The following is a 25,499-nucleotide window of genomic DNA, read 5'->3' on the forward strand; positions in this document are numbered from 1 at the left end:
CGGCCTTTCGATGTGTATCGCGCTCGTCATGGGCAATATGATCGGGTCGGGCGTGTTCCTGCTCCCCGCCAGCCTCGCGCCGTTCGGCTGGAACGGCGTCGCCGGCTGGGCGATCACCATCGCGGGGGCGCTCGCGCTCGCTTTCGTCATCGCACGGCTGACCGTCGCATTTCCGGCGGCGAGCGGGCCGACGGGCTTCGTCGAACGCGCCTTCGGGCGCGTCCCCAGCTTCATGATCGGCTGGGCTTATTGGGTGTCGGTGTGGACCGCCAACGTCACGCTCGCGGTGGCGAGCGTCTCCTTTCTCAGCCTCTTCGTTCCCGCGATCGGCGATCATATGGCGATCTCGACGATCGCGCTGATCTGGCTGGTCACCGCGATCAACTGGCAGGGCGCGCGCGCGGCGGGGCGCTTTCAGATCGTCACACTCGCGATCAAGCTGATCCCGCTCGTCACCATCGTCGTGCTGATCCCCATCGCCTTCGGACGCGGCGAGCCCGTGGCGATCACCCCCTTCCCCGCCGAAGGCCTGTCGTTCGCCGCGGTCAGCGGTTCGGCGATCCTGACTTTATGGGCGCTGCTCGGTTTCGAATCGGCGAGCGTCGCCGCCGACAAGGTCGCGAATCCGACGGTCACCATCCCGCGCGCGACGATCATCGGCACGCTCGCAACCGGCCTTCTCTATCTGATCGTCTGTTCGGCGATCGCGCTGATGCTCCCCGCCGCCGCGGTCGCGACGTCGGAAGCGCCCTTCGCGCTGTTCGCCGAAACCTATTGGGGGCACGGCCCCGCGGTGTGGATCGCCGCCTTTGCCGCGGTGAGCGCGCTCGGCGCGCTCAACGGCTGGACGCTGATCCAGGCCGAACAGCCCGCGCGGCTTGCCGAACAGGGGCTGCTTCCCGCCTGGTTCGCAAAGACGAACCGCCACGGCACCCCCGCCGCGGCGTTGCTGCTGTCGAGCGTCATCGCGACCGTCTGCGTCATCCTCAACAGCAGCAAATCGACCGCCGAAATGTTCACCTTCATGGCGATCCTCTCGACCTCGGTGACCTTGTGGCTCTACCTCGCCTGCGCCGCGGCGGCGCTGCGCTTGCGCGTCGCGATCCCGGTCGCGCTCGCAGGGCTCGCCTATGCGATATGGACGCTGTGGGGCGCCGGGATCGGCGTCAGCGCGATGAGCCTGATCCTCATGGTCGCGGGCCTGCCACTCTACATCTGGACGCGGCTGTCAACGCCAGCGGGGCGCGAAGAAACCCCGGTCGCGTAGGATCACCTGCGCGGCGTTGTGCCCCGGCGCGCCGGTGACGCCGCCGCCCGGATGCGTGCCCGCGCCGCACATATAGAGGCCCCGCACCGGCCCGCGATAACCGCCGTTGCCGAGCACAGGCCGCGCGGCCCACAGCTGGTCGAGGCTCATATTGCCGTGCATGATGTCGCCGCCGACGAGGCCGAACTTACGTTCGAGGCCCTTGGGCGACAGGCGCGTCTGCGCGATGATGTTGGCGCGGAAACCCGGGGCGTGCTTTTCGACCGTGTCGATGATGCAGTCGGCGGCGGCTTCCTCCTCATCATCCCAGTTGCGCCCGTCCGGAAGCTCGGGCGCGAATTGCTGGCAGAAGAGGCTCGCGACATGCTGGCCCGGCGGCGCGAGGCTGTCGTCGACGGTCGAGGGGATCAGCATCTCGACGATCGGCGCCTTCGACCAGCCATGCTGCTTCGCATCGAGGAAGGCGCGGTCCATATAGTCGAGCGTCGGCGCGAGGATGATCCCCGACTGGTGATGCTCGCCAGGTTCGGGGAGGCAGGTGAATTTCGGCAGTTCGCTCAATGCGACGTTCATGCGGAAAGTGCCGCTGCCTGCCTTGAAGCCCTTGATCCGGCGCTGGAAGTCGGCGGGCAGGTCGCTCGCGTCCATCATCCGCTCGTAAAGCAGTTTCGGCCCGACGTTGGCGATCACGCGCGCCGCGGCGATTTCCTCACCGCCGGCGAGCTTGACCCCGACCGCCTTGCCGCCGTCGACGAGCACCTTGGCAACCGGGCTTTCGAGGCTGATCTCGACGCCCAAGTCACGGCAGACCTTCGCCATGATCTCGGTGATCCGGCCCATTCCGCCGACGCTGTGGCCCCACGCGCCCTTCTTGCCGTTTACCTCGCCGAAGACGTGGTGGAGCAGGACATAGGCGCTGCCCGGCGTGTCGGGGCTCGCATAATTGCCGACGACCGCATCGAAGCCGAACGCCGCCTTGACCGCCTCGCTTTCGAACCAGCTGTCGAGCATCGTCCGCGCCGACTTGGTGAAGAGGTCGAGCACGTCGCGCTGCTGTTCGAGGCTGAGCGTCCCGAAGCGCCGCCCCTGCCGCGCGCCGTCGAGCAAGGTGCGCAGCCCCTCGCCCACATTCGGCGGCACGCGCAACGCCAGATCACGGAGCAGTTCGGCGACATTTTCGAGCGCGTCATAATAGGCAGGCAGCACTTCGGCGTCGCGCGCCGAGAATTTGCGAAACTCGGCCTGCGTGCGTTCGAGCCCGCCGCCGAGTTTCAGATAACCGCCATCCTGCTGCGGCAAGAAATTGCTGATCGGCCGCTCGATCACGCGATAGCCGTGATCGACGAGTTTCATGTCGGCGATCACCTTGGGCTGGAGCAGGCTGACCGTGTAGCTCGCCACCGAATTCCTGAAGCCCGGTGCGAATTCCTCGGTCACCGCGGCGCCGCCGACGACGTCGCGTGCCTCGACGATGCGGACCTTGAGCCCCGCCTTGGCGAGGTAGAAGGCGCAGACGAGGCCATTGTGGCCGGCGCCGATGATCAGCGCGTCATAGGCTTTGGTCATGAAAATTCTTTCGCAAGCGGGGACTGGACATGCTGACGGCCGAAGCCGAGGCCGAGGACGCGGCCGGGAATGCGGCGCAGAAAGGGGATGCGGTCGAGCAGGCGGACCGCGAGCGGCACGCGCGTGATCTCGCCGCGCAGCATCGGTTCGATGATATTCCGATGCGCGAACCGCTGAAGCCCCTGCATCCGCGTCGTCGGCGTCCAGCGCCGCTCCTGCACCTTGGCGAGCAGCGGATCGGGGCCGGCTCCGGCGGCGAGCGGCGCGGCGAGGATGTTCGCAGCGGCAACGGCATCCTGCACCGCGAGGTTGATCCCGACGCCGCCGACCGGCGACATCGCGTGCGCCGCATCGCCGATCGCGAGCAGGCCGGGGCGCGACCAGCGCGTCAGCCGGTCGAGCGCGACCGAAAGCAGTTTGACGTCGTCGAAGCTTTCAATCGCGCCGATCCCGGCGGCGAGGCCCGGCGCGATCGCGACGATCTCGTCGCGGAAGGCGGCGATGCCGCGCGCCTCGATCGGCGCAAAGCCGCCCTTTTCGATAATCCGCGCGCATTGCCAATAGTCGCCGCGCGGGATCGCGACGACCATGCCGCCCTTGTCGATCGTGCCGAGCGCGACTTCGGACATATCCATTCCCGCCGGGACCGGAATGCGGAACCAGAGCACGTCCATCGGCGCACCCAGATCCTCGAGCGGCAGTTCGGCCGCATCGCGCAGGATCGAGCGGCGCCCGTCGGCGGCGATCACCAAACGCGCAGGCAGGGTCTCGCCGCTCGCGAGCGTCACGCCGTTGACGCGCCCGCCATCGTCATAGGTCAGCCCGGTCGCCTCGGTCGACATGCGCAGCTCGAAGGTCGGATAGCGCCGCCCCTGCCCCGCGACGAAATCGAGCAGATCCCATTGCGGCATCATAGCAACGAAGCGCGCCGCGACCGGCAGATGCGTCATCGTCGCGATCGTATATTGCTGCCCGAGCAGGTTTAGTGTCATCGTGTCGATCGCCGCGTGCGGTTCCTTGAGCAGTTCTTCGAGCAGCCCGATGTCGTTGAACAGTTCGAGCGTCGAGGGATGCACCGTGTCGCCACGGAAATCGCGGAGAAAGTCCTTGTGCTTTTCGAGCACGGTCACGCGGACGCCGGCGCGCGCGAAGAGCAGGCCTGCGACCATGCCCGCGGGTCCGCCGCCGACGATGATGACTCGATCGCTCATCAATTCCTCTCCTCTCGTACCAAGCGGTTAGCGGCTCCACCCCGCCGGCGGGGCCTGCTCCTGCCGTGCTTCGGGGATCAGCTCGCGCATCCGTGCGCAGAAATGCTTGAGGCAGACTTCCTTGTCGCTGAGCGGCCCCATCGAGAATGTCTTCGACGCCATCCCTTGCTGGACGCGCGTGATGAGCGCGGTGTCCTCCGCATTGACCTGGCGGTTGATACGCCAGTTCAAATAGCGGGCGGCCTTCATCTCGCGGCGCGCATCGGGAAGGACATAGCTGATTTCACGGATCAGACAGCTCGTCGGCCCGGTCGGCAGCCACTGCATGAAATCGACCTGGTCGGGATAGATGTCGAAGGCGACGTTGGGCCAGAGCTTGAAATAGAGCCAGTGGCGCTGGTTGGCCTCGGGCAGATGGGGGACCGGCGGCAGCAGCCGCTGATACATGCGTTCGGACCAATTGGCCGACGGCCGGTCAATCAGGTCGCCCCACATCCGGTCGACGCGGTCCTCGGCCTCGACGCCATAGCTTTTGCCGAACAGGCGCGTGAGGCCGGGGTGCGCGACAGGGATGTGGAGGCCGTCCGAATAATTGTCGCCGACATTCTTCCAGTTGACCTCGCGCGGGCGCAACGTGACGCGGCCGAGCGCGCCAAGTTCTTCGAACCGATAAGGCTCGATCATCGCTTCATAGGGCGCCATCATGCTCGCGACCGACGGGCCGCCATCGTCGTCGAGCCGCACGAACCAGAAGCCGCGCCATTGTTCGAGCCCGACGGGAACGAGCCCCGCCTTGCCCTTGTCGAGCGTTGGGTAGCTCGCCGAATCGGGCACGCCGGTCAGCCGGCCGTCGAGTTCGTAGGTCCAGGCGTGATAGGGGCAGACGAGCTTTTTCGCGCAGCCCACCGCGCCATCGACGAGGCGCGAACCGCGGTGGCGGCAGACGTTGGTGAAGGCGCGCACGATACGGTCGGTGCCGCGCACGACGATGACGCTTTCGCCGCAATAATCGATGCTGTGCCAGTCGCCGGGGTTCGGGATGTCGCTGTCGTGGCACACGACCTGCCAGCTTGGTCGGAAGATGCGGTCGGTCTCGGCGGCGTGGAAATCGGGGTCGCTATAGGTCCAGGCGGGGAGCGACCAGCCGTCGAGCGGGTCGATGCTCTGGATGTTGTCGAAGGTGTCGCGCAGCGTTGCCATGATCGGGTCCTTGTTATACATGTGTATAACAATATGACCGCCGCTCGCCAAGCCTTTACGCGCGAAAGCGCCGATGCCCGCCGGGCAGACCTGATCGAGGCGACCGCGGCGTGCCTCGCCGAACATGGCCTTGCGGGGACGAACGTGCGCGCGATCTGCGCAAAGGCCGGCGTGTCGCCGGGGCTGCTCCGCCATTATTTCGGCGGCATCGACGATCTGATCGCCGCGACCTATCAGGCGACGAGCGACCGGATGGACGCGATTTTTATCGGCGCGGTCGAGGCGGCGGGCCACGATCCGCGTGAGCGGCTCAAGGCTTATCTGACCGCGAGCTTTCGCCCGCCGGTGACCGACCCCGAATTGCTCGGCGCGTGGACCGCCTTCTGGGCGTTGGCGCGCAGCGACGCGCGCATGGCCGAAATCCATGCGGAAAGTTACGCGGGCTATCGCGCGCGGCTCGGCGAACTGCTTGCCCTTTGCGGAGCAGCCGACGCCGGGCGGCTCGCGATCATGCTGACTGCGATGGTCGACGGGCTGTGGCTCGAATTGTCGCTCGACCCCGAAAGTTTCGGCGCCGAAGCGGCCGCCGCGATGGTCGAGCGCGCGGTCGCCGCGCTCGTCTGATCCCTATTTCGACAGGTCGCGCAGCAAACTGTCCCAATGCGCGAGCGCGGGGGCGATCGCGTCTACGGGCACGCGTTCGTTGAGGCCATGCGCGAAGCTGTCGCTCGCTTTCGAGAAGAGGCCCGCGACGCCGTAGCTCGGCACGCCCTGCGCCCGGAAATGATAGCTATCGGTGGCGCCCGCGCTCATCGACGGGATGATCGGCAGGCCGGGCGCGCGCGCATGCACCGCCTTTGTCACCGCCGCCATGACATCGGGGCGCAGCGGCGAGGCGTCGCTGGCGCTGGCGTCGGGATCGGTGTTCACCTTGACCGCGGGATCGGCGATGATCTTTTCGAGCTCGGCGCGCACCGTTTCGACCGGCACACCGGGAAAGATGCGGCAGTTGATGTTCGCAGTCGCGCGCTGCGGCAGCGCATTTTCGGCATGGCCGCCCTTGACCAAGGTGGGCACGCAGGTGGTGCCGATCTGGCCGACATATTCGGGCTCGGCGCGGATCGTCGCGATCGCCGCGGCGTCGGCGGGATTGGCGGCGAAGGCCTTCAACGCCGCGCCGATCTTTCCGCCGACCTGGTCGGCGACGATCGGCATGCCGACTTTGGTCAGCTCGTTCTGCTGCGGCGTGAAACGATAGGCGCCGACCTTGGCGAGCGCATTCGCGAGCTGGACGATCGCATTGACGTCCGAAGGGCGCGAGCTGTGGCCGCCGGGGTTGGTGACTTCGAGCGTGAAGTCGGCATAGGTCTTCTCGCCCGCCTGCAGCCCATAATATTGCGGCTTGCCGTCCTCGGCGATCAGCCCGCCGCCGCCGTCGCCATTCAATGCGAAGTCGGCATTCTTATATTTGGCGGCGAGCGCGCGCGTCGTCGTCATCGAGGTTTCCTCGTCGCCCGACAAGAGCAGGATGATCGACCGCTTCGGCTTGAAGCCCTCCTTCTTGAGTGCGGCCATCGTCGCGACCATCATCGCGATGTCGAACTTGTTGTCTTCGGACCCGCGCCCGAAAATATAGCCATTTTCCTCGACCGGCACGAAGGGGTCGCGCGTCCAGTCCTTGGGGTCGGCCTCGACGACGTCCATATGGCCGAGCAGCACGATCGGCTTTTGCTTGGTCGTGCCGTGGAACGTCGCGGCGAAGGTCGCGGTCTCGCCCATCGGGGTGATTTCGATGTCGCTGTCGGCATAGCCCGCCGCCTTGAGCACGCCGGCGTAATAAGCCGCGAGTTCGGGCACCTTGCCGCGGCCCTCGACCGTCGGGATCGCGACGCTGTCCTTGAGGATTTTCTTCGCCACCGCGGGGTCGGCGGGCTTGGCGTGGACGGGCGCGGCGGCGAGCAGGGCGGCGGAAGCAAGCAAGGCGGAAGCAAAACGCATATTATTGACCCCTTTTGAGTATTTCTGTTCGTCCGTTCGGGCTGAGCTTGTCGAAGCCCCGTCCTTTTCCCGGCCATGCTGGAGGAAGAACGGCCCTTCGACAAGCTCAGGGCAAACGGAATTTCATACGGCCGCCTTCCACCCCTTCGGCGCGGGCGTCTTGGGCTTGTAGCGGCAGAGGTCGGCGACCGGGCAGCGCCAGCATTCGGGGGTGCGCGCCTTGCAGATGTAGCGGCCGTGGAGGATCAGCCAGTGGTGCGCGCCGACGCGGAAGGGTGCGGGGGTTTCCTTGTCGAGCTTCTTTTCGACAGCCAGAGGCGTCTTGCCGGGGGCGAGGCCGGTGCGGTTGCCGACGCGGAAGATATGCGTGTCGACCGCGAAGGTCTCCGCCCCGAAAGCGCAGTTCATTACGACATTGGCGGTCTTGCGCCCGACCCCGGGAAGTTCGACGAGCGTGTCGCGGTCGGCGGGGACCTCCCCGCCATAGTCGCGGACGAGGATTTCGCTGAGCGCGATGACATTCTTCGCCTTCGCATTGAACAGCCCGATCGTCTTGATGTGCTGCTTGAGCCCATCCTCGCCGAGATCGACCATCTGCTGCGGCGTCTTCACGTCCCGGAACAGCGCCCGCGTCGCCTTGTTCACCCCGACGTCGGTCGCCTGCGCCGAGAGCACGACCGCGACGAGCAGTTGATAGGTGTTGCCATATTCGAGCTCGGTCTCGGGGCTGGGGTTGAGCTCGGCCAGACGGCGGTAGAATTCGAAAATATCGGCCTTTTTCATGCGCGTCAGTTGAGCCCCAGCACCTGCGGCATCGTGTAGCGGCCGGGCTTCTGACGGATCAGCCACAACGCCGCGCGCACCGCGCCGCGCGCGAAGATCATGCGGTTTTCGGCGCGATGCGAGAGCGTGATCATTTCCTCGGGGCCCGCGAAGATCACGTCATGGTCGCCCGCGACGGTGCCGCCGCGCAGGCTCGCGAAACCGATCTTGCCATGCCCGCGCGCGCCGGTGAGGCCGTCGCGGCCGCGCTCCGAACATTTGGCGAGGTCGATGCGGCGCCCCTCGGCCGCGGCCTGGCCCAGGAGCAGCGCGGTGCCGCTCGGCGCGTCGACCTTGTTCCTGTGGTGCATCTCGACGATCTCGATATCATATTCGCGGTCGAGCCGCGCCGCCGCTTCGCGCACCAGATGCGCGAGCAAAGTGACGCCGAGCGAGGTGTTGCCGGTCTGGAGCACAGCAATATCCCGCGCGGCATCGTCGATCAGATAATGGTGGCGCTCCTCGAGCCCCGTCGTGCCGATAACGATCGGCTTCTTTGCCGCGACGCATGCGTCGAGCGTCGCTTCGAGCGCGGCGGGCGAGGAGAAATCGACGAGCACGTCGCTTTCGCTCGCGAGCCGGACGATATTGCCGCCGCGATCGACGCCGCAGCTGCGCTGTCCCGCCTCGGAGATCGCGGCGGCGAGCGCGACGCCCATCCGCCCTTCGCTGCCGATAATGCCGATGCTGGTCATGACCCAAATCCCCGTTCGCCCTGAGCCTGTCGAAAGGGCGGCTCTTGCTATACCGCCGCTTTGAAGGAAGAACGGTCCTTCGACAAGCTCAGGACGAACGGAGTTAGAGTGTCCCCTATCCAGAATATCGTCATCCTGACCGGCGCGGGCGTGTCCGCCGAAAGCGGCATCGACACGTTTCGCGACGCGGGCGGATTGTGGGAACAGCATCGCGTCGAGGATGTCGCAACCCCCGAAGCCTTTGCGCGCGATCCCGACCTGGTGCTGCGCTTTTACGACATGCGGCGCGAGGCGATCCAGACCAAGGAGCCCAATGCGGCGCACCGGGCGCTGGCGCGGCTCGACGCCGAATGGCCGGGCGCGCTCTTGATCGTCACGCAGAATGTCGACGATCTGCACGAGCGCGCGGGGGCGAAGCGGCTGCTCCATATGCACGGCGAGCATCTGAACGCCTGGTGCACCGGATGCGATGCGCGCAGCCCGTGGACGGGACCGCTGCTGGACCGCCCCGGCTGCCCCGCGTGCGGCGCCGCCGGGAGCCTTCGCCCCGACATCGTCTGGTTCGGCGAGATGCCGTACCGGATGGACGACATCTATCACGCGCTCAATCGCGCCGACCTGTTCGTGTCGATCGGCACCTCGGGCGCGGTCTATCCCGCCGCGGGCTTCGTGCGCGAGGCGCGCGCGGCGGGGGCGAGGACGCTTGAGCTCAATATGGAGCCGAGCCAGGGGAGCCACTGGTTCGACGAGGCGCGGCACGGGCCGGCGACGGCGCTGGTGCCGGCGTGGGTGGAGGAGGTGTTGGGCGGGTGAGGGGCCCGTGCGATATTGCAGGGGCGGGTTTCGGCCGAACCTAACCGTCGCCCCCGCGAAGGCGGGGGCCGCTGTCGGTTTATGCAACGGCGCCGGGTAAGGCCGCTAGCGGCCCCCGCCTTCGCGGGGGCGACGGTTATAGGAAACGTCCGCTTCCCACCCCAAAGCCGCCCTTGCCGTCGCTACCTCCGCGCCGCGAAGAAGTCCCGCAGCAGCGCCGCCGCCTCGGCTTCGCCGATTCCGTCGTAAATCTCCGGCCGGTGATGGATCGTCGGCTGCGCGAAGGTGCGCGGACCGTGGACGACCGCGCCGCCCTTGGGATCGTCGGCGCCGTAATAGAGGCGCGCGATGCGCGCGTGGGCGATCGCGCCGGCGCACATCGCGCAGGGTTCGAGCGTGACATAGAGGTCGCAGCCGTCGAGGCGTTCGTTGCCGAGCTTCGCCGCCGCCATGCGAATCGCGACGATTTCGGCGTGCGCGGTCGGATCGTGCGATTCGCGCGGGCGGTTGTGGCCTTCGGCGATGATCTCGCCGTCCTTGACGACCACCGCGCCGACGGGCACTTCGCCCCATTCGGCGGCGATACGAGCCAGATCGAGCGCGCGGCGCATCGGTTCGGGGAGGGAAAACGCGGGCATAAAAGCGCCCTATTCGCTTGACGAATCTCCGGCAAGCCGATAAGCGCGCGCCTTTCCCGGCTCACTCCGGTCCTGTTATGCCCGATTTGTCGGGAAGCACCCGGACGCCGACCTGAAATTTTTTGACGAGGACGAAGACCATGTCGCGCATCTGCGAACTGACCGGTAAGGGCCGCCAGGTTGGCCACAATGTCAGCCACGCCAACAACAAGACCAAGCGCACCTTTCTGCCCAATCTGCAGAATGTGACGTTGCTGTCGGACGCGCTCGGCAAGGGTGTGAAGCTGCGCGTGTCGACCCACGGCCTGCGTTCGGTCGAGCACAACGGCGGCCTCGACAACTGGCTGCTGAAGGCCGGCGACGACCAGCTGTCGGCCGGCGCCCGCAAGGTGAAGAAGGAAGTCGCGAAGAAGCTGGCCGAAAAGACCGCTTAACGCTCCTTCGAATTGCCGATGCAATCAGGCCGCCGGATTACCGCGCGGCCTTTTTGCTGTCCGGCATCCTTTTGGGCGGCAAATCGACCAGTTCGAATTGCAGCAGCAGGCTGCGCTGCCAGATGTTGAAATTATTGTCGGCGACGAGCCAGAGGAAAGTGCGCCCGCCTTCGACCGACACCGCCCCACCCTCGTAATTTTCGGCGAGCGGTGCGGGAATGCGGCCGATCGTTCGCGATCGTACGATGCTGTCCGCCTCGATATCGGTAGGATCGAGGATCGACAGGATCGTCGTGAACACCGGATCGAAGCCGAGCCGCCGGTGGACGAGCAGGATGCGCCCGTCGGGCAGCGGCGCGGCGTCGCTGACGAGCCCGCGCCCGTCCGACGCATAGAAGAAGTGGATCGGCGCCGGGCCGGGTTCGGCGGGATCGCCGGTATAGAGCAGCCCCTCGCGCCCGCGCGTATCGTTGTCGGCATCTTCCGAAAGGACGAGCGTGCGGCCGTCGCCGAGGCGCACCATCGCTTCGGGGCCGCGATTCGAGGGCCAGCGCGGAGGGGGGAGCTTGCGGCGCGCCTCGATCGCCGCGAGGTCGGCGTCCAGTCGCCAGATTTCGTTGATTCCCTCCAGCGCGATCCAGCTTTTGCCGCTGGCGGAATCGACGAACATCGCCTCGGCATCGATCATCGACTTGCGTGCCGGGCGGCCGTAGGGGGTCGGTAGCGGCCGAATCCGGACATCGGAAACCGCTCCCCGCGAATCGAGCGTCAGGCGCGTCCCATAGCCATTGTCGCCGACGAGCTGAAATCGGTCCGCTCCGATCCGCGCGAGCGCCGAGAAGCCGCCGAAGCGGCTGTGCGGGCTGACGAGGTGCCAGCCGCGCACGAAGCGCAGCGCGCCCTCCTCCTCCGGCGCGAACGCGACCGGGCGCGCGGCGGCGCTTTCGGTCAGGTCGACTTCCGGAAAGCGCATCACGGTTCCCGGCATCGGCCCGAGCGCGGCAAAGATCAGGGCGGCGGTGAGGAGGCGGCGCATCGCGGCGGGGTTAGGGTGCCGCCAAGCGAAAGGGAAGCGTTTCGGCGCCCGAAGCTGAACGGCAGCCAACAATGATGTTCAGGCTTCGCTCAATGCGAATCGGGCAAAACATGATCATCGACCACAGCCCCGAAGGGCCAAGTGACGAAAGAAGGAGAAAGACGATGAAAAAAATGGTGACTCTCTCGATCGCCGCCCTGATGTCCACCGCGACGCTGGGCTTGGCAACTCCCGCCGCGGCGCAGAACGGCTATTACGACCGCGACGGCTATTCGAGCTATTACAGCGGCTATGACCGCGACGACCGTCGTTATAACCGCTATGACCGCCGCGATTATCGCCGCGACCGCCGCGACTATCGCAATGACCGTCGCTATTACCGCGACAACCGCCGCCATTATCGCCAGTGCGACAAGGGCACCGGCGGGACCGTGATCGGCGCGATCGCGGGTGGCCTCGCCGGTCATGAAATCGCGGGCCGCGGCGACCGGACGGTCGGCACGATCATCGGCGGCGCCGTCGGCGCCCTCGCCGGCCGCGCGATCGACAAGGGGAATGACGGCTGCCGTTAAGGGGCAGTCCCGACCCCCAACAACTTTCCTCTCCCCCTTCCCCCCGTCCGGCCCCGCGCCGGGCGGGGTTTTCTTTGCGGGCGGCCGTCCCCGGGGCGGGGGCCTTGCCATGCGGGCGCCGGAAGCCTAGGTTCGCCGCCAAGTGCACGTTCGCGGTTTTGCGGGCGCGTGAGCAGACAGGTAATAATAGCCATGCGGCAAATGGCAGCGCCATCGCGGCGACCGCCGCGGCCCGGCCCGGCGGATAAAGGACGAAAAGCGGGTAGCGCCGAGCGCCCCGTGCCGATCGCGCGCCCGCGCAGCTATGCCGCGATCGACCTTGGCACCAACAATTGCAGATTGCTGATCGCGCGCCCGCAAAATGGCGAGCTCGTCGTCATCGACGCCTTTTCGCGCATCGTGCGGCTGGGCGAAGGGCTGCACGGCACCGGCCGGATCAGCGACGCGGCGATGGACCGCACCGTCGCGGCGCTGGCGATCTGCGCCGACAAGCTGCGCCGCCGCCACGTCTCGCTGTCGCGCGCGGTCGCGACCGAGGCGTGCCGCCGCGCGAGCAACGGCGAAGAGCTCGCCGATCGCGTCCGCCGCGAGACGGGCATTGTGCTCGACATCATCTCGGCCGCCGAGGAAGCGAAACTGGCGGTGCTCGGCTGCCACAATCTGATGGAACCCGGCGACGGTCCGGCGCTGATCTTCGACATCGGCGGCGGATCGACCGAGTTGATGCACGTCGAGGTTGCGGAGCATGACGTCAAGATCCACGACTGGATCAGCGTGCCGTGGGGCGTCGTATCGCTGACCGAGCACGCGCCGCTGCCCGAAGACAGCCTCGCGGGCCGGCAAGCCGCCTATGCGCATATGCGCCAGGTGACGCGCGACGCCTTTGCCGCCTTTGCGGCGCGCGCCGAACGCTTTGCCGGCGAGCCGCTGCGCCTGCTCGGCACCAGCGGCACGGTGACGACGCTCGCCAGCGTCTTCCTCGACCTGCCGCGCTACGACCGGCGCGCGGTCGACGGCCTCGTCGTCCCCGCCGACGCGATGCGCGACATCAGCCGCCGCCTCGCCGACGCGAGCATCGCCGACCGCGCCGAGATCGCGTGCATCGGCCGCGAGCGCGCCGACCTGGTCGTCGCGGGCTGCGCGATCCTCGAGAGCATCATCGACCTGTGGCCCGCCGCGCGCGTCGGCGTCGCCGACCGCGGCATCCGCGAAGGCATCCTGCGCACGCTGGCGATGCAGGGCCGCGACATACCCGTCACCCGCCGCGAGTATCGCAAATGAGCGGCAGCGGCGGCAAAGGGGGCGGGCGCGGCGGGCTGCACGTGCGGGTCAAGACCGCGAAGAAGCGCAGCGTGTCGTCGACGCGCTGGCTGCAACGCCAGTTGAACGACCCCTATGTGCGCCGCGCGCAGGCCGAAGGCTATCGCTCGCGGGCCGCATACAAGCTGATCGAACTCGACGAGAAATTCGGTTTCCTCAAGAAATCGCGCGCGGTGGTCGATCTGGGCATCACGCCGGGCGGCTGGTCGCAAGTCGTGCGCAAGGCGAACCCGCGCGCGCGCGTCGCGGGGATCGACCTGCTTCCTTGCGAACCGATCGAGGGGGTCGCGATCCTCGAGATGGATTTCATGGACGACGCCGCGCCCGATAAGCTGATCGAGGCGCTGGGCAGCGCCCCCGACCTCGTCATTTCGGACATGGCGGCGAACACCGTCGGCCATCCGCAGACCGACCATCTGCGCACGATCGGCCTCGCGGAAACCGCCGCCGATTTCGCGGTGCAGAATTTGCTGCCCGGCGGGGCTTTCGTGGCGAAAGTGTTCGCGGGCGGCGCCGACCGCGAATTGTTGACTTTACTAAAGCGATACTTTTCAACGGTAAAGCACGCCAAGCCGCCCGCCAGCCGCAAGGGGTCGCCCGAACTCTATGTTATCGCGCAAGGGTTCAAGGGCCGGCAAGATGGCAGCGAGGCGGAAACCGAATAAGGGTCGAACCGGGGGAGAATATTGATGGGCAAGTCGAGGCGGCCGGTAGCTGCGCTAACGCTCGCGGCTTTGATGCTGGCGTCGTGCGGCGGCGACGGAGGAACGCTGGGCAGCGGCCCGGTCACCGTCACCCCGACGCCGAGCCCCACACCAACCCCGACGCCCAATTGCGCACTCGCCTCGCGCCAGGCCTTTGCCAAGGCGGTGATCGACGAATGGTATCTGTTCCCGAGCGACGTCGCGAGCGCCAATCCCGGCGCCTATAGCGATGTCCAATCCTATATCGACGCGCTGGTCGCTCCGGCGCGCGCGCTGAACAAGGATCGTTTCTTCACCTACATCACCTCGATCGCCGAAGAGAATGCCTTCTTTGATAGCGGATCGAGCGCGGGGTTCGGTGTGCTCATGGCCTATGACGCGGTCAATCAGCGCATCGTCATCGCCGAAGCCTATGAAGGCGCGCCGGCCTTTGCGGCGGGGATCGACCGCGGCACCGCGATCGTCGGGATCGGCACCAACAGCGGCAATGTGCGCACCGTCGCGAGCATTGTCGCGGCCGAGGGGACCCAGGGACTCACCGACGCGCTCGGCCCGAACGACCCGGGGGTGAGCCGCGTGCTGCGTATCACCGACGCGGCGGGCACGCGCGACGTCACCGTCGCCAAGGCCGACTATGCGCTCGACCCCGTTTCGGACCGCTATGGCGCCAAGATCATCAGCGAGGGCGGCCGTAGCTACGGCTATCTCAACCTGCGCACCTTTATTTCGTCGGCCGACAACCAGCTCGGCGCCGCCTTTGCCGATTTCCGCGCGCAGGGCGTCACCGACATCATCATCGATTTTCGCTATAATGGCGGCGGCCTCGTTTCGACGGCCAATCTGATGGGCGACCTGATGGGCGCGGGACGCGCGGGCCAGCTCTTTTCGCAGACGCGTTTCCGGCCGAGCAAGTCCGTCGAGGACGAGGAGCATCGCTTCGCGCCAGGGGCGCAGTCGATCGCGCCGACGCGGATCGCCTTCATCGGCACCGGGTCGACCGCCTCGGCGAGCGAACTAGTGATCAATTCGATGCTGCCCTATCTCGGCGCCGATATGACGCTGGTCGGCAGCAATACCTATGGCAAGCCGGTCGGCCAGATCGCGCTCGACAAGGCCGAATGCGACGACCGCATGCGCGTCGTCGCATTCGCCACGGGCAACGCAAGCGGCCAGAGCGACTATTACGACGGGCTGGCGCCGAAGATCGCCAACAGCTGCGCCGCGAACGACGATCTGGGCTTCCCGCTCGGCGACCCGCGCGAGGCGTCGATCCGCGCCGCGATCGACTTCCTCGCGGGCAACGCCTGCACGACGCGGATCGCCGACGCGAGCGCGCGCACCGCGTCGCGCGACCGGCGTTTCGCCATCGCGGCGCCGCCCACGATGCTGGTGCCCGACCGCCCGAGCGCGGCGCAGCGCGAATTGCCGGGGCTGTTTTAGAGATCGTCGTCCCCGCGAAGGCGGAGGGCCGCCATCGGCCTAGAGCATCGTGCGTTTGATATGATCCGTTCGCCCTGAGCTTGTCGAAGGGCCGTTCTTTCTTTTCGCGCCGCAGAAAAAGGACGGTGCTTCGACAAGCTCAGCACGAACGGGTGTTGGATGATGCAGATTTCGCCCACAGCGTTCGCTCAAGGTTGCCAGCGGCCAGTTAAGGGTTGGACATGCCCCCGGCATGTCCAAGGATTGTCCGGGGGACAATCCGACCCTTCACTCCTTCGCGGGGGCGACGGAAAACTCGCTCCAGACGGTGATTGACCGCCGCCCCCGAACCGGGCTAACGGCCGCGGCAAGCGACAGGTTCTCCGGCGACGGGGACTAAGAGGGAACGGGAAAACCCCGGCTGCCCCTGCAACTGTACGCGGCGAGCCATCGGCCATACGCCATTGGGACCCCGGTCCCGAGAAGGCGGCCGACCGGCGCTGACCCGCAAGCCAGGAGACCTGCCCGTCGCCGTCGTCTTTCGCGCGGACAGGGTGTGCCGGGCGGACGGGGGTGAACCCGCATGACGACAAAGCTGGCTGCGCAGGCGCGCGGGCGATGTCGTGCGTCCCCGAAGGACGACCGATCGGCCGCGCGCCTGGGCGGCATTGTCGATGGGTTTGTCCAATGTTCAAAGCGATTTTCCGAAGTTCGATCTGTCTCGCCGCCGTCGCGGCTTCTTCCACCGCGTCCGCCGACGAAGCGGCGCATGCGGTCGCCGCCGATGCCGACAGCATCATCGTCACCGCGACGCGCGCGCCGCTGACGCTCGACGAGATTCCGTCGTCGGTCGCGGTGCTCGACAAGGAAGCGATCGACCGCGCGCAGGATATCGGCGTCACCGAATTGCTGCTCCGCACGCCGGGGATCAGCGTGTCGCGCAACGGCGGTTACGGCACCTCGACCTCGCTGCGCATCCGCGGCGCCGAGTCCGAACACACCGTCACGGTGATCGACGGGGTCAAGCTCAACGATCCGTCGTCGACCGGCGGCGGCTTCAACTTCGCCAACCTGCTCGCGGGCGACATCGACCGGATCGAGGTGCTGCGCGGGCCGCAGTCGATCCTGTGGGGCAGCCAGGCGATCGGCGGCGTGATCAACATCGTCACCGCATCGCCCGAAGGCCCCCTCGAAGGCAGCTTCGACCTCGAGGCGGGGTCGCGCCAGACGGTCAGCGCGCGCGCCGCGATCGGCGGCCGCACGGGTCCGCTGAGCTGGCGGATCGGCGGCCAGCGATTCGCGACCGACGGCATTTCGTCGCACGCCGAGGCGTTCGGCGGGATCGAGCGCGACGGCTATCGCAACAGCAATGTCTCGGGCCGCGCCGAACTGGCGCTCGCCGACAATCTCAGCGCCGAGGTGCGCGGTTATTACTCCGGCGGCCGCGTCGAGTTCGACGGCTTCAACACCGACAGCAACGACTATGGGCTGAACAAGGAATTCGTCGGCTATGCCGGGCTGAACTTCGACCTCGTCGGCGGGCGGTTCCGCAATCGCATCGCCTATGCCTATACCGACACCAACCGCGACAATTTCAACCCCGACCGCGAACGGCCGCGCAGCTTCGAGGCCGATGGCAAGAACAAGCGCTGGGAATATCAGGGCAGCTTCGACGTCAGCGACCGGATCACCGCGATCTTCGGGGTCGAGAATGAGCGGTCGAACTTCCGCAGCCGCTCGCCGTCGGCGTCGCTCGCCACCCCGCTTCCCGATTTCGTGCGCGGCAAGGCCGAAATCACCAGTGCTTACGGCCAGCTCAGCGTCGAACCGGTCGATGGGCTGACGCTGAACGGCGGCGTCCGCTACGACGATCATAGTCGCTATGGCGGGCAGACCTTGTTCGCCGCGGGCGGCGTGTGGCGGCTGCCGACAGGCACGGTGCTGCGCGCAAGCTATGGCGAGGGGTTCAAGGCGCCGGGACTCTATCAGCTGTTCAGCGAATATGGGAATGTCGGGCTCGATCCCGAAGAAGCGCATGGCTGGGAAGCGGGGGTCGAGCAGCTTCTGTTCGGCGACAAGCTGGTCGTCGGCGCGACCTGGTTCGACCGCACGACGAAGAACCAGATCATCTATAACGGCTGTTCGTCGCCCACCACCGATCCGCTCTGCACCGTCCCCGGCAGCAACCCGCCGGTCCCGCGCTTCGGCTATTATCTCAACGTCGCGCGCAGCGAGGCGCATGGCGTCGAAGCCGCCGCCGCACTCACGCTCGGCGGGCTGACGCTCGACGGCAATTATAGCTGGATCGTCGCCGAGGATCGCTCCGAAGACAGCGCCAATTCCGGCAACTGGTTGCCGCGCCGTCCGCGCCACAGCGCCAATGCGTCGGCGAGCTATGCCTTCGGTTTCGGGCTCGAACTCGGCGCGGCGCTGCGCTGGTCGGGCAAGAGCTATGACAATGCGAGCAATGCGCAGCGGCTCGACGATTATACGCTCGTCGACCTGCGCGCCGAATTTGCGCTGTCCGACGCGGTGAAGCTGTTCGCGCGCGCGGAGAATATCTTCGACGAGGAATATATGACCGCCTATCGCTACGGCTCGCTCGGCCGCAGCATCTATGCCGGCATCAGGGGGCGTTTCTGATGGCGGCGTTGTCGAACCACGGCGCCTCGACGCTGTGGATCGCGCTGCTGACCGCGGCGAGCACGGCGACGACGCTCGCGCTCGGCTGCGCGACGCCCTTCCCCTCGCTCGCGGCGCTCGCGGCGGTGCATATGCGCCGCCGCGACGGGCTCGCGCTGATGGCGCTGGCGTGGGCGGCGAGCCAGGTCGTCGGCCTTTTCCTGCTCGGCTATCCGCGCGACGGCAGCACGCTCGGCTGGGCGGCCGGGCTCGGCACCGCGGCGCTCGGATCGGCGCTTGCAGGCTATGCTGCGCTCGGCGCGCTTCGCTACCGCTCGGTCGCGGCGCGGCTCGCCCTTGCCTATGCGGCGGGCTTTACCGCGTTCAAGGCGATCATTCTCGGCTGGGCGCTCGTGCTCGGCGGACTGCATTCGGTGATGGCGCCCGACCTCCTCGCCGAGCAATTCGTAAGGAACGCCGCGATCCTGATCGGGCTTTACGCGCTCTACCGCGCGCTGGTCGCGGCGGGCGTTCCGGCGCCGCCGCAAGCGGCGACCGCCTGATGCTGACGCGCGTCGACCCCGGGCCCGCGGTGGTGGTGTGCAACACCTGCCGCCACAGCCGCGCGGCGCGGGACGACGCCGAAGGCGTGCGGGGCGGCGCGCGGCTCGCCGCGGCGCTGACGCGCCTCAAGGAACGCGAGCCGCGCTATGCGGGGATCGCGGTGCAGGAAATGGCGTGCCTCTTCGCCTGTCAGGATCATTGCACCGTCCACCTGCGCGCGCCCGGCAAGATCGGCTATGTGCTCGGTCGCTTTCAGGGCGACGCGGATTCGGCGCGCGCGATCCTCGATTATGCGGTGCAATATGCGGCGAGCGAGCATGGCCGCGTCGCCTATTCGCTGTGGCCCGAGGGCATCAAAGGCCATTTCATCACCCGCACCCCGCCGCCAGGATTTATCGCCGAATGACCAGCTTTTCCTCGATCGCCGCCTTTGAAACGGCGCTCGCCGATCTTCGCGAACCCGGCGCCGGCGCCGCCGCCGATGCGCGGGTGCGGCAGGCCGAGCTCACCAAGCCGGCGGGGTCGCTCGGCCGGCTCGAGGATCTCGCGATCTTTTTCGCCGGCTGGCAGCGTCGCGCGCGGCCACGGATCGAGCGTGCGCGCGCGGCGATCTTCGCGGGCAATCACGGCGTCACCGTCCACGGCGTCAGCGCCTTTCCGCCGAGCGTGACGGCGCAGATGGTCGCCAATTTCGCGAACGGCGGCGCGGCGATCAACGCTTTGTCGGAGGCGGCGGGGCTCGAGCTGACGGTGGTCGCGCTCGACCTCGACCGGCCGACCGCCGATTTCACGGTTGATGCCGCGATGCGCGAGGAAGAATGCCTCGACGCGCTGAACCGCGGCACGGCGGTGGTCGAGGCGGGGCTCGACATGCTCGTGCTCGGCGAGATGGGGATCGGCAATTCGACCGCCGCCGCCGCGCTCTGCGCGCGCAGCTTCGCGGGCGGAGTGGCGGGATGGGCCGGGCCGGGGACCGGGGTCGACGGGCACGGCGTCGCGCGCAAGATCGCGGTGATCGAGAGCGCGCTCGCCTTCCACGCCGAGGCGCCGCGGTCGGCGTTCGAAACGCTGCGCCGCGTCGGCGGGCGCGAGATCGCGGCACTCGCGGGCGCGATTTTGCGCGCGCGCCAGCTCGGCGTGCCGGTGCTGCTCGACGGTTTTATCTGCACTTCGGCGATCGCGCCGCTCGCGGCGGCAAACCCCGCGATCACGGCGCATTGTATCGCGGGCCATTGCTCGGCCGAGCCGGGGCACCGGCGGCTGCTTGCGCTGCTCGGGCTCGACCCCTTGCTGTCGCTCGACATGCGGCTTGGCGAAGGGAGCGGCGCGGCGGTCGCGGCGAATATCGTGCGCAGCGCGCTCGCGGCGCACGACCGGATGGCGACCTTTGCCGAAGCGCAGGTTTCGGCGTCGCTGTGACCGGCTTCGCGCTCCACCTGCTGCGCCACGGCGCCCCCGAAACGCCGGGGCTGCTGATGGGGCGGACCGACGACGCGCCGACCGAAGCGGGGATCGCGGCGTGTGTCGCGCGAGCGGAGGGCTTGGGCATCGAGCGCCTGATCGGGTCGGACCTGCGGCGCTGCCGCGCGGCGGGTAAGGCGATCGGGCGGGCGACCGGCCTGCCGCTCGCCACCGACCCGCGCTGGCGCGAGCTTGATTTCGGCGACTGGGATGGCCAGGCGGCGCGCATGATCGACCGTGAGGCAATCGGGCGTTTCTGGGACGACCCCGACGCCTATCCGCCGCCGGGCGGCGAGCGCTGGTCGGCGCTGGTTTCGCGCGTTTCTGCCGCCATCGCCGGGCTTGCGCCCGTGCCGACGCTGGTCGTCACCCACGGCGGCGCGATGCGCGCGGCCTTGCATATCCTTTGCGGGTTCGACCAGCGCCAGCTCTGGGCGTTCGACCTGCCCTATGCGGCGCGGCTGTCGCTCAACGTCTGGCCCGGCGAGCGGCCGAGCGGGCAGATCGCGGGGCTTTGCGCATGAAGGGGCTGATCGTCGCGATCCAGTTCCTGACGCGGCTGCCGACGCCGCGTGTCACGGTGTCCAGCGCGGAGTTCGCCGCGTCGATGCGCTGGTTTCCCGCGGTCGGGCTGATCGTCGGCGCGCTCGTCGCGGGGGCGGGCTGGGCGGGCGCGCATGTCGACCCATGGACGGGCGCGCTTGCCGCGCTGATCGTCTGGGTCGCGGTCACGGGCGCGCTGCACCTCGACGGGCTCGGCGACATCGCCGATGCGAGCGGCGCGGCGCACAAGGATCGCGAGCGGTTGCTGGCAGTGCTAAGCGATCCCCATGTCGGCAGCTTCGCGGTGGTCGCGATCGGTTTGCAGCTGATCGCGAAGCTCGTACTGCTCCACGCGCTGTTCGAGCGCGAGGCGTTCGTCGCCGCCCTGCTCGTCCCCTTCGCGGCGCGGATCGGGCCGCTGCTCTGGTCGCGCGCGCTGCCCGACCTGCACGCCGGATTGGGTTCGCGCTTCCGCAACGCGGTGCGTCCGGTCGATTTCGCGATCTGGGGTGTGCTGCTGGCCGCAGCGGCGTGGGTGTCGCCGTCGCTGCTCGCCGCGCCGCTGATCTTCCTGGGCTGGGGCTGGTGGCTGCTGCGCCGGATCGGCGGCATTTCGGGCGACGGGCATGGCGCGGGGATCGAGATCGGCGAAAGCCTGCTGCTCGCCGCCGCGCTGCTGCTGGCGCATGTCGCATGAGCGAGCCGTGGACCTGGCACGGCGGGGGCATCGAGGCCGCGAAACGCGCATTCGGCGGCGACGACTGGATCGACCTGTCGACGGGAATCAATCCGCAGCCTTGGCCGGGCGCCGGGGGAATCGCGTTCGACTGGCGGTGCCTGCCCGAGCCCGAGCATCTGTCGCGGCTCGAACGCGTCGCGGCGGACTATTTCGGCGTCGATCCGCGCCATGTCTGCGCGGTGCCGGGCAGCGAGATCGGGCTGCGCCTCGTCGGGACACTGATCGACGGCGATACCGCCCACATCGCGCCCGGCTATCGCACGCATGGCGAGGTGATTTCGGGCAGCGCGGAGACCCGGTGGGGCGATGCGCCGGGCGCCGCGGGAAACCTGATCCTCGCCAACCCCAACAATCCCGACGGGCGCGTCCTTGCCCCCGATGGCCTGCTCGAGTGGCTCGAACGCCGCGCCGGCTGGCTGATCGTCGATGAGGCCTTTGCCGACACCGACCCGGCGCTGAGCGTCGCGGCGGCGGTCGCCGACCACCGAAAGCTGATCGTCTTTCGATCCTTCGGCAAGTTCTTCGGCCTCGCGGGATTGCGGCTCGGTTTCGTTCTGGCCCCACAAACTATCGTCGCGACATTGCGCGCGCGGCTGGGCGCGTGGCCGCTGTCCGAAGCGGCGATCGCGATCGGCGCCGTCGCCTATGCCGATGCAAGCTGGATCGAAGCGACGCGGCGGCGCCTGCCCGGCGACGCCGCCGCGCTCGATGCGATGCTGGCGCGGCACGGCTATCGCGCAGCGGGAGCTTGTCCGCTGTTTCGCCTGATCGAAACCGATAACGGCCGGGCGCTGTTCGAGCGGCTTGCCCGGCACGCGATCCTCACCCGCCCCTTCGCCGACCAGCCGCGCTGGCTGCGCCTCGGGCTGCCCGCCGATGCCGCCGCGCTGGCACGGCTCGACGCGGCACTGGGCGATGGCTGAGCCCGTCGCGCTCACCGCGCTCGCGCTCGATGCGGCGTTCGGCTGGCCCGAAGCACTCTATCGCCGCATCGGCCATCCGGTGGGGCTGTTCGCGCGCATCATCGACGGATGCGAGGCGCGGTGGAACCGGGCGGCGCATGGCTTTGCGAAGCGGCGCGTGCTGGGCGTTCTGACACTCATTATCCTGCTGATCGTGTCGGCAGGCCTCGGCTGGGCCGCGCAGGGCCTGTTGCTCGCGGCTTTGGGCGGCTGGGGCTGGATCGGCGTCGCGGTCCTCGCCTGGCCCGCGCTCGCGCAGCGCAGCCTGTTCGATCATGTCCGCGCGGTCGCCGAACGCGTCGACGCGGGCGACCTGCCCGGCGCGCGCGATGCGGTCGCGATGATCGTCGGCCGCGACACCGCCGCGCTCGACGAAGCCGGGGTGTCGCGCGCGGCGATCGAAAGCCTCGCCGAAAGCTTTTGCGACGGCGTCGTCGCGCCGCAGTTCTGGCTGCTCCTGCTCGGCCTGCCGGGGGTGTGGGCGTATAAGGCGGTCAACACCGCCGACAGCTTGATCGGCCACCGCGAGGAGCGCTGGCGCGCCTTCGGCTGGGCGGCGGCACGGTTCGACGACCTCGCGAACTGGATTCCAGCGCGGCTGTCGGGCGGGCTGATCTGCCTCGCGGGTGGCGGCGGATGGCGCATCCTGTGTCGCGACGCGCACAAGCACGCCTCGCCCAACGCCGGCTGGCCCGAAGCGGCGATGGCGGGCGCGCTGGGGCTTCGGCTCGCAGGCCCGATCGCCTATGACGGGGTGATGCACGACAAATCATGGATCGGCGACGGAGCAATCGAAGCGAGGGGCGACGCGGGCGGCGAGGACATCGACCACGCGCTCGCCATCTATCTGCGCGCCTGCCTGCTGCTGTGGCTAGTTGCGGGAGGCGCCGCATGGCTGCGCTGATGCTGCAAGGCACGGGGTCCGACGTCGGCAAGTCGGTGCTCGTCGCCGCGCTCTGCCGCGCGCTGACCCATCGCGGGCTCCGCGTCCTCCCCTTCAAGCCGCAGAATATGTCGAACAATGCCGCGGTCACCGCCGACGGCGGCGAGATCGGGCGCGCGCAGGCGCTCCAGGCTATCGCGTGCCGCGTCGAACCGCACAGCGACATGAACCCGGTGCTGCTGAAGCCGCAGGCCGACCGCACGTCGCAGCTGATCGTCCACGGCCGCGTGCGCGGAACGCTGGGCAGCGGCAATTTCCGCGAAGCGCGCGGCGCGTTGATGACCGAGGTGCTCGAAAGCTATGACCGGCTGCGCGGCCAGTGCGACATCGTGATCGTCGAGGGTGCGGGATCGCCCGCCGAGATCAATTTGCGCAAGGGCGACATCGCGAACATGGGCTTCGCGCGCGCCGCCGATGTGTCCGTGGTGCTGATCGGCGATATCGACCGCGGCGGGGTAATCGCCTCGATCGTCGGCACGCGTGCGGTGATCGAGGCCGATGATGCGGCGATGATCCGCGGCTTCCTGATCAACAAGTTCCGCGGCGATCCCGCGCTGTTCGACGACGGTTATCGCGAGATCGAGCGGCGGAGTGGCTGGCGGGGGCTGGGCGTCATACCGTGGCTGAGCGCGGCGGCACGCCTGCCGAGCGAGGATGCTGTGATCCTCGAACGTCCCGCCGATCCGCACGAGGGGCGGCGGATGATCGCCTGCCCGATTCTGCCGCGTATCTCGAACTTCGACGACCTCGATCCGCTGAAGCTCGAGCCCGGGGTCGAGGTCGTGATGGTGCCGCCGGGGCGGCCGATCCCCGCCGAGGCGGCGATGATCGTCCTGCCGGGGTCGAAAGCGACGATCGCCGACATGGCCGCGCTGCGCGCCGAGGGCTGGGACATCGACATCAAGGCGCACCACCGGCGCGGCGGGATGATCGTCGGGCTGTGCGGCGGTTATCAGATGCTGGGCCAAAGGATCGCCGATCCGCTGGGGATCGAGGGGGCGCCCGGCGAGGTCGAGGGGCTCGGCCTGCTCGATGTCGAAACATTGCTGTCGCCCGCGAAAATCCTGCGGTGGGTGACCGGGACCGCGCTGGGCGCGCCGGTCGAAGGTTATGAGATGCATATGGGTGAAACCAGCGGGGCCGGCACCGGGCGGGCGTTCGCAGCGCTTGAGGACGGCGCGAGCGACGGCGCGGTGAACGGCGACGGCAGGGTGATCGGTTCCTATCTGCACGGGCTGTTCGCCTCGCCCGCGCTGCGCCGCGCGCTGCTCGCGCGGATCGGTGTGGCGGGGAATGGCCGCGACTATGCCGCCGATGTCGACGCGGCGCTCGACGCCATCGCCGCCGAATTTGCCGCACACGCCGACATCGACGCGATGCTGCGGATCGCGGGGATCGGCGCATGAGCGCGGCGTCGCTGTTCGTGATCGGCGGCGCGCGATCGGGCAAGAGCCGCTATGCGCAGGCGCGCGCCGAGGCCGCCGGGGGCGACCCGGTCTTTGTCGCGACCGCCGAGGCGTTCGACGACGAGATGCGCGAGCGGATCGCGCGCCACCGCGCCGACCGCGATGCGCGCTGGTCGACGGTCGAAGCGCCGCGCGAACTGCCCGCCGCGATCGATGCGCTGGGTGGCGCGGGCGCGGTCGTGCTGGTCGATTGCCTGACGCTGTGGGTGTCGAACCTGCTGCTTGCGGGCGCCGACGTTCGGGTCGCGGGGCGGCAATTATGCGACGCGGTCGCGCGCTTCGACGGCACGCTGATCCTCGTCGCCAACGAGGTCGGGCTGGGCATCGTCCCCGACAATGCGCTGGCGCGCGCGTTTCGCGACGCGGCGGGGCAGCTCAACCAGTCGGTCGCGGCGGCGGCGGCGGAGGTCGTGCTGCTGACCGCCGGGCTGCCGCTGACGCTCAAGCCGGGGCCCTGATCGCGCAGAGAGCGCGGCAAACATGGTGAATAGATTGTTTACCATG

Annotated in this window: 26 protein-coding genes and 1 riboswitch; of the genes, 18 read left to right on the forward strand and 8 right to left on the reverse strand. The window is 68.2% G+C overall.

The genetic code is table 11. From position 1 onward, the window contains the following. Window positions 1-10 precede the first annotated feature (10 nt). Window positions 11-1,267 carry an amino acid permease gene (locus VFG17_RS12515; RefSeq protein WP_325029890.1) on the forward strand — a complete coding sequence of 419 codons (1,257 nt, stop codon included), beginning with the start codon at window positions 11-13 and terminating at the stop codon, window positions 1,265-1,267. On the opposite strand, the gene VFG17_RS12520 is transcribed toward VFG17_RS12515, so the two are convergent. From VFG17_RS12520 to VFG17_RS12530, 3 genes are read right to left on the reverse strand one after another with little or no spacing between them, the layout of a single operon-like run. Beyond that, complete coding sequence (locus tag VFG17_RS12520; RefSeq protein ID WP_325029802.1) at window positions 1,229-2,833, reverse strand: NAD(P)/FAD-dependent oxidoreductase; 1,605 nt, start codon at window positions 2,831-2,833, stop codon at window positions 1,229-1,231. The two genes, VFG17_RS12515 and VFG17_RS12520, sit on opposite strands and share 39 nt — an antisense overlap. Continuing rightward, on the reverse strand, window positions 2,830-4,044 hold the full coding sequence (locus VFG17_RS12525) for an FAD-dependent oxidoreductase (RefSeq protein WP_325029803.1): 1,215 nt from the start codon (window positions 4,042-4,044) through the stop codon (window positions 2,830-2,832). Before VFG17_RS12525 ends, VFG17_RS12520 begins: the two co-directional genes overlap by 4 nt. A gap of 27 nt (window positions 4,045-4,071) precedes the next feature. After that, on the reverse strand, window positions 4,072-5,244 hold the full coding sequence (locus tag VFG17_RS12530; protein WP_325029804.1) for an aromatic ring-hydroxylating dioxygenase subunit alpha: 1,173 nt from the start codon (window positions 5,242-5,244) through the stop codon (window positions 4,072-4,074). A 33-nt stretch (window positions 5,245-5,277) separates the two neighbouring features. On the opposite strand from VFG17_RS12530, the gene VFG17_RS12535 reads away from it, so the two are divergent. After that, on the forward strand, window positions 5,278-5,868 hold the full coding sequence (locus VFG17_RS12535; protein WP_325029805.1) for a TetR family transcriptional regulator C-terminal domain-containing protein: 591 nt from the start codon (window positions 5,278-5,280) through the stop codon (window positions 5,866-5,868). Window positions 5,869-5,871: 3 nt separating this feature from the next. Here VFG17_RS12535 and VFG17_RS12540 read toward each other — a convergent pair whose 3' ends face one another. The 3 genes from VFG17_RS12540 to dapB all read right to left on the reverse strand — a co-directional run bounded on the left by VFG17_RS12540 (window position 5,872) and on the right by dapB (window position 8,759). After that, entirely contained in the window at window positions 5,872-7,242 is a 1,371-nt protein-coding gene (locus tag VFG17_RS12540; RefSeq protein ID WP_325029806.1) for a M20/M25/M40 family metallo-hydrolase, read from the reverse strand. A gap of 123 nt (window positions 7,243-7,365) precedes the next feature. Next, entirely contained in the window at window positions 7,366-8,025 is a 660-nt protein-coding gene (gene nth / locus VFG17_RS12545; protein ID WP_325029807.1) for an endonuclease III, read from the reverse strand. Window positions 8,026-8,030: 5 nt separating this feature from the next. Beyond that, window positions 8,031-8,759: a 4-hydroxy-tetrahydrodipicolinate reductase gene (gene dapB, locus VFG17_RS12550; protein WP_325029808.1), complete on the reverse strand. Its 729-nt coding sequence runs from the start codon at window positions 8,757-8,759 to the stop codon at window positions 8,031-8,033. Between the two features lie 108 nt (window positions 8,760-8,867). On the opposite strand from dapB, the gene VFG17_RS12555 reads away from it, so the two are divergent. Beyond that, complete coding sequence (locus tag VFG17_RS12555; RefSeq protein ID WP_325029809.1) at window positions 8,868-9,572, forward strand: NAD-dependent deacylase; 705 nt, start codon at window positions 8,868-8,870, stop codon at window positions 9,570-9,572. Between the two features lie 182 nt (window positions 9,573-9,754). On the opposite strand, the gene tadA is transcribed toward VFG17_RS12555, so the two are convergent. Next, the gene (gene tadA, locus VFG17_RS12560) at window positions 9,755-10,210 is read right to left on the reverse strand and encodes a tRNA adenosine(34) deaminase TadA (protein WP_325029810.1); all 456 of its coding nucleotides are present in this window, start codon (window positions 10,208-10,210) and stop codon (window positions 9,755-9,757) included. Between the two features lie 140 nt (window positions 10,211-10,350). Here tadA and rpmB point away from each other — a divergent pair, with 140 nt between their 5' ends. Continuing rightward, entirely contained in the window at window positions 10,351-10,644 is a 294-nt protein-coding gene (gene rpmB / locus VFG17_RS12565) for a 50S ribosomal protein L28 (protein ID WP_325029811.1), read from the forward strand. A 37-nt stretch (window positions 10,645-10,681) separates the two neighbouring features. Here the strand turns inward: rpmB and VFG17_RS12570 are convergent, their stop codons facing one another. Next, window positions 10,682-11,680 (reverse strand): esterase-like activity of phytase family protein, encoded by a 999-nt coding sequence (locus tag VFG17_RS12570; RefSeq protein ID WP_325029812.1) that lies wholly within the window; start codon window positions 11,678-11,680, stop codon window positions 10,682-10,684. Between the two features lie 164 nt (window positions 11,681-11,844). Here VFG17_RS12570 and VFG17_RS12575 point away from each other — a divergent pair, with 164 nt between their 5' ends. From VFG17_RS12575 to cobU, 14 genes are all read left to right on the forward strand, one after another. Continuing rightward, a complete protein-coding gene (locus tag VFG17_RS12575) occupies window positions 11,845-12,252 on the forward strand; it encodes a glycine zipper 2TM domain-containing protein (protein WP_325029813.1) in 408 nt (135 codons plus the stop codon). A 192-nt stretch (window positions 12,253-12,444) separates the two neighbouring features. Next, window positions 12,445-13,533 (forward strand): Ppx/GppA phosphatase family protein, encoded by a 1,089-nt coding sequence (locus VFG17_RS12580; RefSeq protein ID WP_325029814.1) that lies wholly within the window; start codon window positions 12,445-12,447, stop codon window positions 13,531-13,533. After that, window positions 13,530-14,237, forward strand: coding sequence for an RlmE family RNA methyltransferase (locus VFG17_RS12585; RefSeq protein WP_325029815.1), 708 nt, complete (start codon window positions 13,530-13,532; stop codon window positions 14,235-14,237). Before VFG17_RS12580 ends, VFG17_RS12585 begins: the two co-directional genes overlap by 4 nt. 24 nt (window positions 14,238-14,261) lie before the next feature. After that, window positions 14,262-15,716 carry a S41 family peptidase gene (locus tag VFG17_RS12590; RefSeq protein ID WP_325029816.1) on the forward strand — a complete coding sequence of 485 codons (1,455 nt, stop codon included), beginning with the start codon at window positions 14,262-14,264 and terminating at the stop codon, window positions 15,714-15,716. 338 nt (window positions 15,717-16,054) lie between these two features. After that, window positions 16,055-16,238, forward strand: a riboswitch (cobalamin riboswitch). A 144-nt stretch (window positions 16,239-16,382) separates the two neighbouring features. After that, window positions 16,383-18,338 (forward strand): TonB-dependent receptor plug domain-containing protein, encoded by a 1,956-nt coding sequence (locus VFG17_RS12595; RefSeq protein ID WP_325029817.1) that lies wholly within the window; start codon window positions 16,383-16,385, stop codon window positions 18,336-18,338. After that, window positions 18,338-18,880, forward strand: coding sequence for a hypothetical protein (locus VFG17_RS12600; protein ID WP_325029818.1), 543 nt, complete (start codon window positions 18,338-18,340; stop codon window positions 18,878-18,880). Before VFG17_RS12595 ends, VFG17_RS12600 begins: the two co-directional genes overlap by 1 nt. Then, window positions 18,880-19,287 (forward strand): DUF1636 domain-containing protein, encoded by a 408-nt coding sequence (locus VFG17_RS12605; RefSeq protein WP_325029819.1) that lies wholly within the window; start codon window positions 18,880-18,882, stop codon window positions 19,285-19,287. Before VFG17_RS12600 ends, VFG17_RS12605 begins: the two co-directional genes overlap by 1 nt. After that, a complete protein-coding gene (cobT, locus tag VFG17_RS12610) occupies window positions 19,284-20,300 on the forward strand; it encodes a nicotinate-nucleotide--dimethylbenzimidazole phosphoribosyltransferase (protein ID WP_325029820.1) in 1,017 nt (338 codons plus the stop codon). Before VFG17_RS12605 ends, cobT begins: the two co-directional genes overlap by 4 nt. Further along, window positions 20,297-20,866 (forward strand): histidine phosphatase family protein, encoded by a 570-nt coding sequence (locus VFG17_RS12615; RefSeq protein ID WP_325029821.1) that lies wholly within the window; start codon window positions 20,297-20,299, stop codon window positions 20,864-20,866. Before cobT ends, VFG17_RS12615 begins: the two co-directional genes overlap by 4 nt. Then, entirely contained in the window at window positions 20,863-21,582 is a 720-nt protein-coding gene (locus VFG17_RS12620) for an adenosylcobinamide-GDP ribazoletransferase (protein ID WP_325029822.1), read from the forward strand. The genes VFG17_RS12615 and VFG17_RS12620 overlap by 4 nt, the downstream gene beginning before the upstream one ends. Next, the gene (locus tag VFG17_RS12625) at window positions 21,579-22,547 is read left to right on the forward strand and encodes an aminotransferase class I/II-fold pyridoxal phosphate-dependent enzyme (RefSeq protein ID WP_325029823.1); all 969 of its coding nucleotides are present in this window, start codon (window positions 21,579-21,581) and stop codon (window positions 22,545-22,547) included. The genes VFG17_RS12620 and VFG17_RS12625 overlap by 4 nt, the downstream gene beginning before the upstream one ends. Further along, window positions 22,540-23,490 carry an adenosylcobinamide-phosphate synthase CbiB gene (gene cbiB, locus VFG17_RS12630; RefSeq protein WP_325029824.1) on the forward strand — a complete coding sequence of 317 codons (951 nt, stop codon included), beginning with the start codon at window positions 22,540-22,542 and terminating at the stop codon, window positions 23,488-23,490. Before VFG17_RS12625 ends, cbiB begins: the two co-directional genes overlap by 8 nt. Further along, complete coding sequence (locus tag VFG17_RS12635) at window positions 23,478-24,935, forward strand: cobyric acid synthase (RefSeq protein ID WP_325029825.1); 1,458 nt, start codon at window positions 23,478-23,480, stop codon at window positions 24,933-24,935. Before cbiB ends, VFG17_RS12635 begins: the two co-directional genes overlap by 13 nt. Further along, window positions 24,932-25,453, forward strand: coding sequence for a bifunctional adenosylcobinamide kinase/adenosylcobinamide-phosphate guanylyltransferase (gene cobU / locus VFG17_RS12640; protein ID WP_325029826.1), 522 nt, complete (start codon window positions 24,932-24,934; stop codon window positions 25,451-25,453). Before VFG17_RS12635 ends, cobU begins: the two co-directional genes overlap by 4 nt. Window positions 25,454-25,499 lie beyond the last annotated feature (46 nt).

It is taken from the genome of Sphingopyxis sp., assembly GCF_035686825.1.
Classification (GTDB): domain Bacteria; phylum Pseudomonadota; class Alphaproteobacteria; order Sphingomonadales; family Sphingomonadaceae; genus Sphingopyxis.

Bases quoted from the DNA above. Each gene is read 5' to 3' on its own strand.
- VFG17_RS12515 (WP_325029890.1), top strand. From the start codon at position 11: ATGTGTATCGCGCTCGTCATGGGCAATATGATCGGGTCGGGCGTGTTC.
- VFG17_RS12520 (WP_325029802.1), bottom strand. From the start codon at position 2,833: ATGACCAAAGCCTATGACGCGCTGATCATCGGCGCCGGCCACAATGGC.
- VFG17_RS12525 (WP_325029803.1), bottom strand. From the start codon at position 4,044: ATGAGCGATCGAGTCATCATCGTCGGCGGCGGACCCGCGGGCATGGTC.
- VFG17_RS12530 (WP_325029804.1), bottom strand. From the start codon at position 5,244: ATGGCAACGCTGCGCGACACCTTCGACAACATCCAGAGCATCGACCCG.
- VFG17_RS12535 (WP_325029805.1), top strand. From the start codon at position 5,278: ATGACCGCCGCTCGCCAAGCCTTTACGCGCGAAAGCGCCGATGCCCGC.
- VFG17_RS12540 (WP_325029806.1), bottom strand. From the start codon at position 7,242: ATGCGTTTTGCTTCCGCCTTGCTTGCTTCCGCCGCCCTGCTCGCCGCC.
- nth (WP_325029807.1), bottom strand. From the start codon at position 8,025: ATGAAAAAGGCCGATATTTTCGAATTCTACCGCCGTCTGGCCGAGCTC.
- dapB (WP_325029808.1), bottom strand. From the start codon at position 8,759: ATGACCAGCATCGGCATTATCGGCAGCGAAGGGCGGATGGGCGTCGCG.
- tadA (WP_325029810.1), bottom strand. From the start codon at position 10,210: ATGCCCGCGTTTTCCCTCCCCGAACCGATGCGCCGCGCGCTCGATCTG.
- rpmB (WP_325029811.1), top strand. From the start codon at position 10,351: ATGTCGCGCATCTGCGAACTGACCGGTAAGGGCCGCCAGGTTGGCCAC.
- VFG17_RS12570 (WP_325029812.1), bottom strand. From the start codon at position 11,680: ATGCGCCGCCTCCTCACCGCCGCCCTGATCTTTGCCGCGCTCGGGCCG.
- VFG17_RS12575 (WP_325029813.1), top strand. From the start codon at position 11,845: ATGAAAAAAATGGTGACTCTCTCGATCGCCGCCCTGATGTCCACCGCG.
- VFG17_RS12580 (WP_325029814.1), top strand. From the start codon at position 12,445: ATGCGGCAAATGGCAGCGCCATCGCGGCGACCGCCGCGGCCCGGCCCG.
- VFG17_RS12585 (WP_325029815.1), top strand. From the start codon at position 13,530: ATGAGCGGCAGCGGCGGCAAAGGGGGCGGGCGCGGCGGGCTGCACGTG.
- VFG17_RS12590 (WP_325029816.1), top strand. From the start codon at position 14,262: ATGGGCAAGTCGAGGCGGCCGGTAGCTGCGCTAACGCTCGCGGCTTTG.
- VFG17_RS12595 (WP_325029817.1), top strand. From the start codon at position 16,383: ATGTTCAAAGCGATTTTCCGAAGTTCGATCTGTCTCGCCGCCGTCGCG.
- VFG17_RS12600 (WP_325029818.1), top strand. From the start codon at position 18,338: ATGGCGGCGTTGTCGAACCACGGCGCCTCGACGCTGTGGATCGCGCTG.
- VFG17_RS12605 (WP_325029819.1), top strand. From the start codon at position 18,880: ATGCTGACGCGCGTCGACCCCGGGCCCGCGGTGGTGGTGTGCAACACC.
- cobT (WP_325029820.1), top strand. From the start codon at position 19,284: ATGACCAGCTTTTCCTCGATCGCCGCCTTTGAAACGGCGCTCGCCGAT.
- VFG17_RS12620 (WP_325029822.1), top strand. From the start codon at position 20,863: ATGAAGGGGCTGATCGTCGCGATCCAGTTCCTGACGCGGCTGCCGACG.
- VFG17_RS12625 (WP_325029823.1), top strand. From the start codon at position 21,579: ATGAGCGAGCCGTGGACCTGGCACGGCGGGGGCATCGAGGCCGCGAAA.
- cbiB (WP_325029824.1), top strand. From the start codon at position 22,540: ATGGCTGAGCCCGTCGCGCTCACCGCGCTCGCGCTCGATGCGGCGTTC.
- VFG17_RS12635 (WP_325029825.1), top strand. From the start codon at position 23,478: ATGGCTGCGCTGATGCTGCAAGGCACGGGGTCCGACGTCGGCAAGTCG.
- cobU (WP_325029826.1), top strand. From the start codon at position 24,932: ATGAGCGCGGCGTCGCTGTTCGTGATCGGCGGCGCGCGATCGGGCAAG.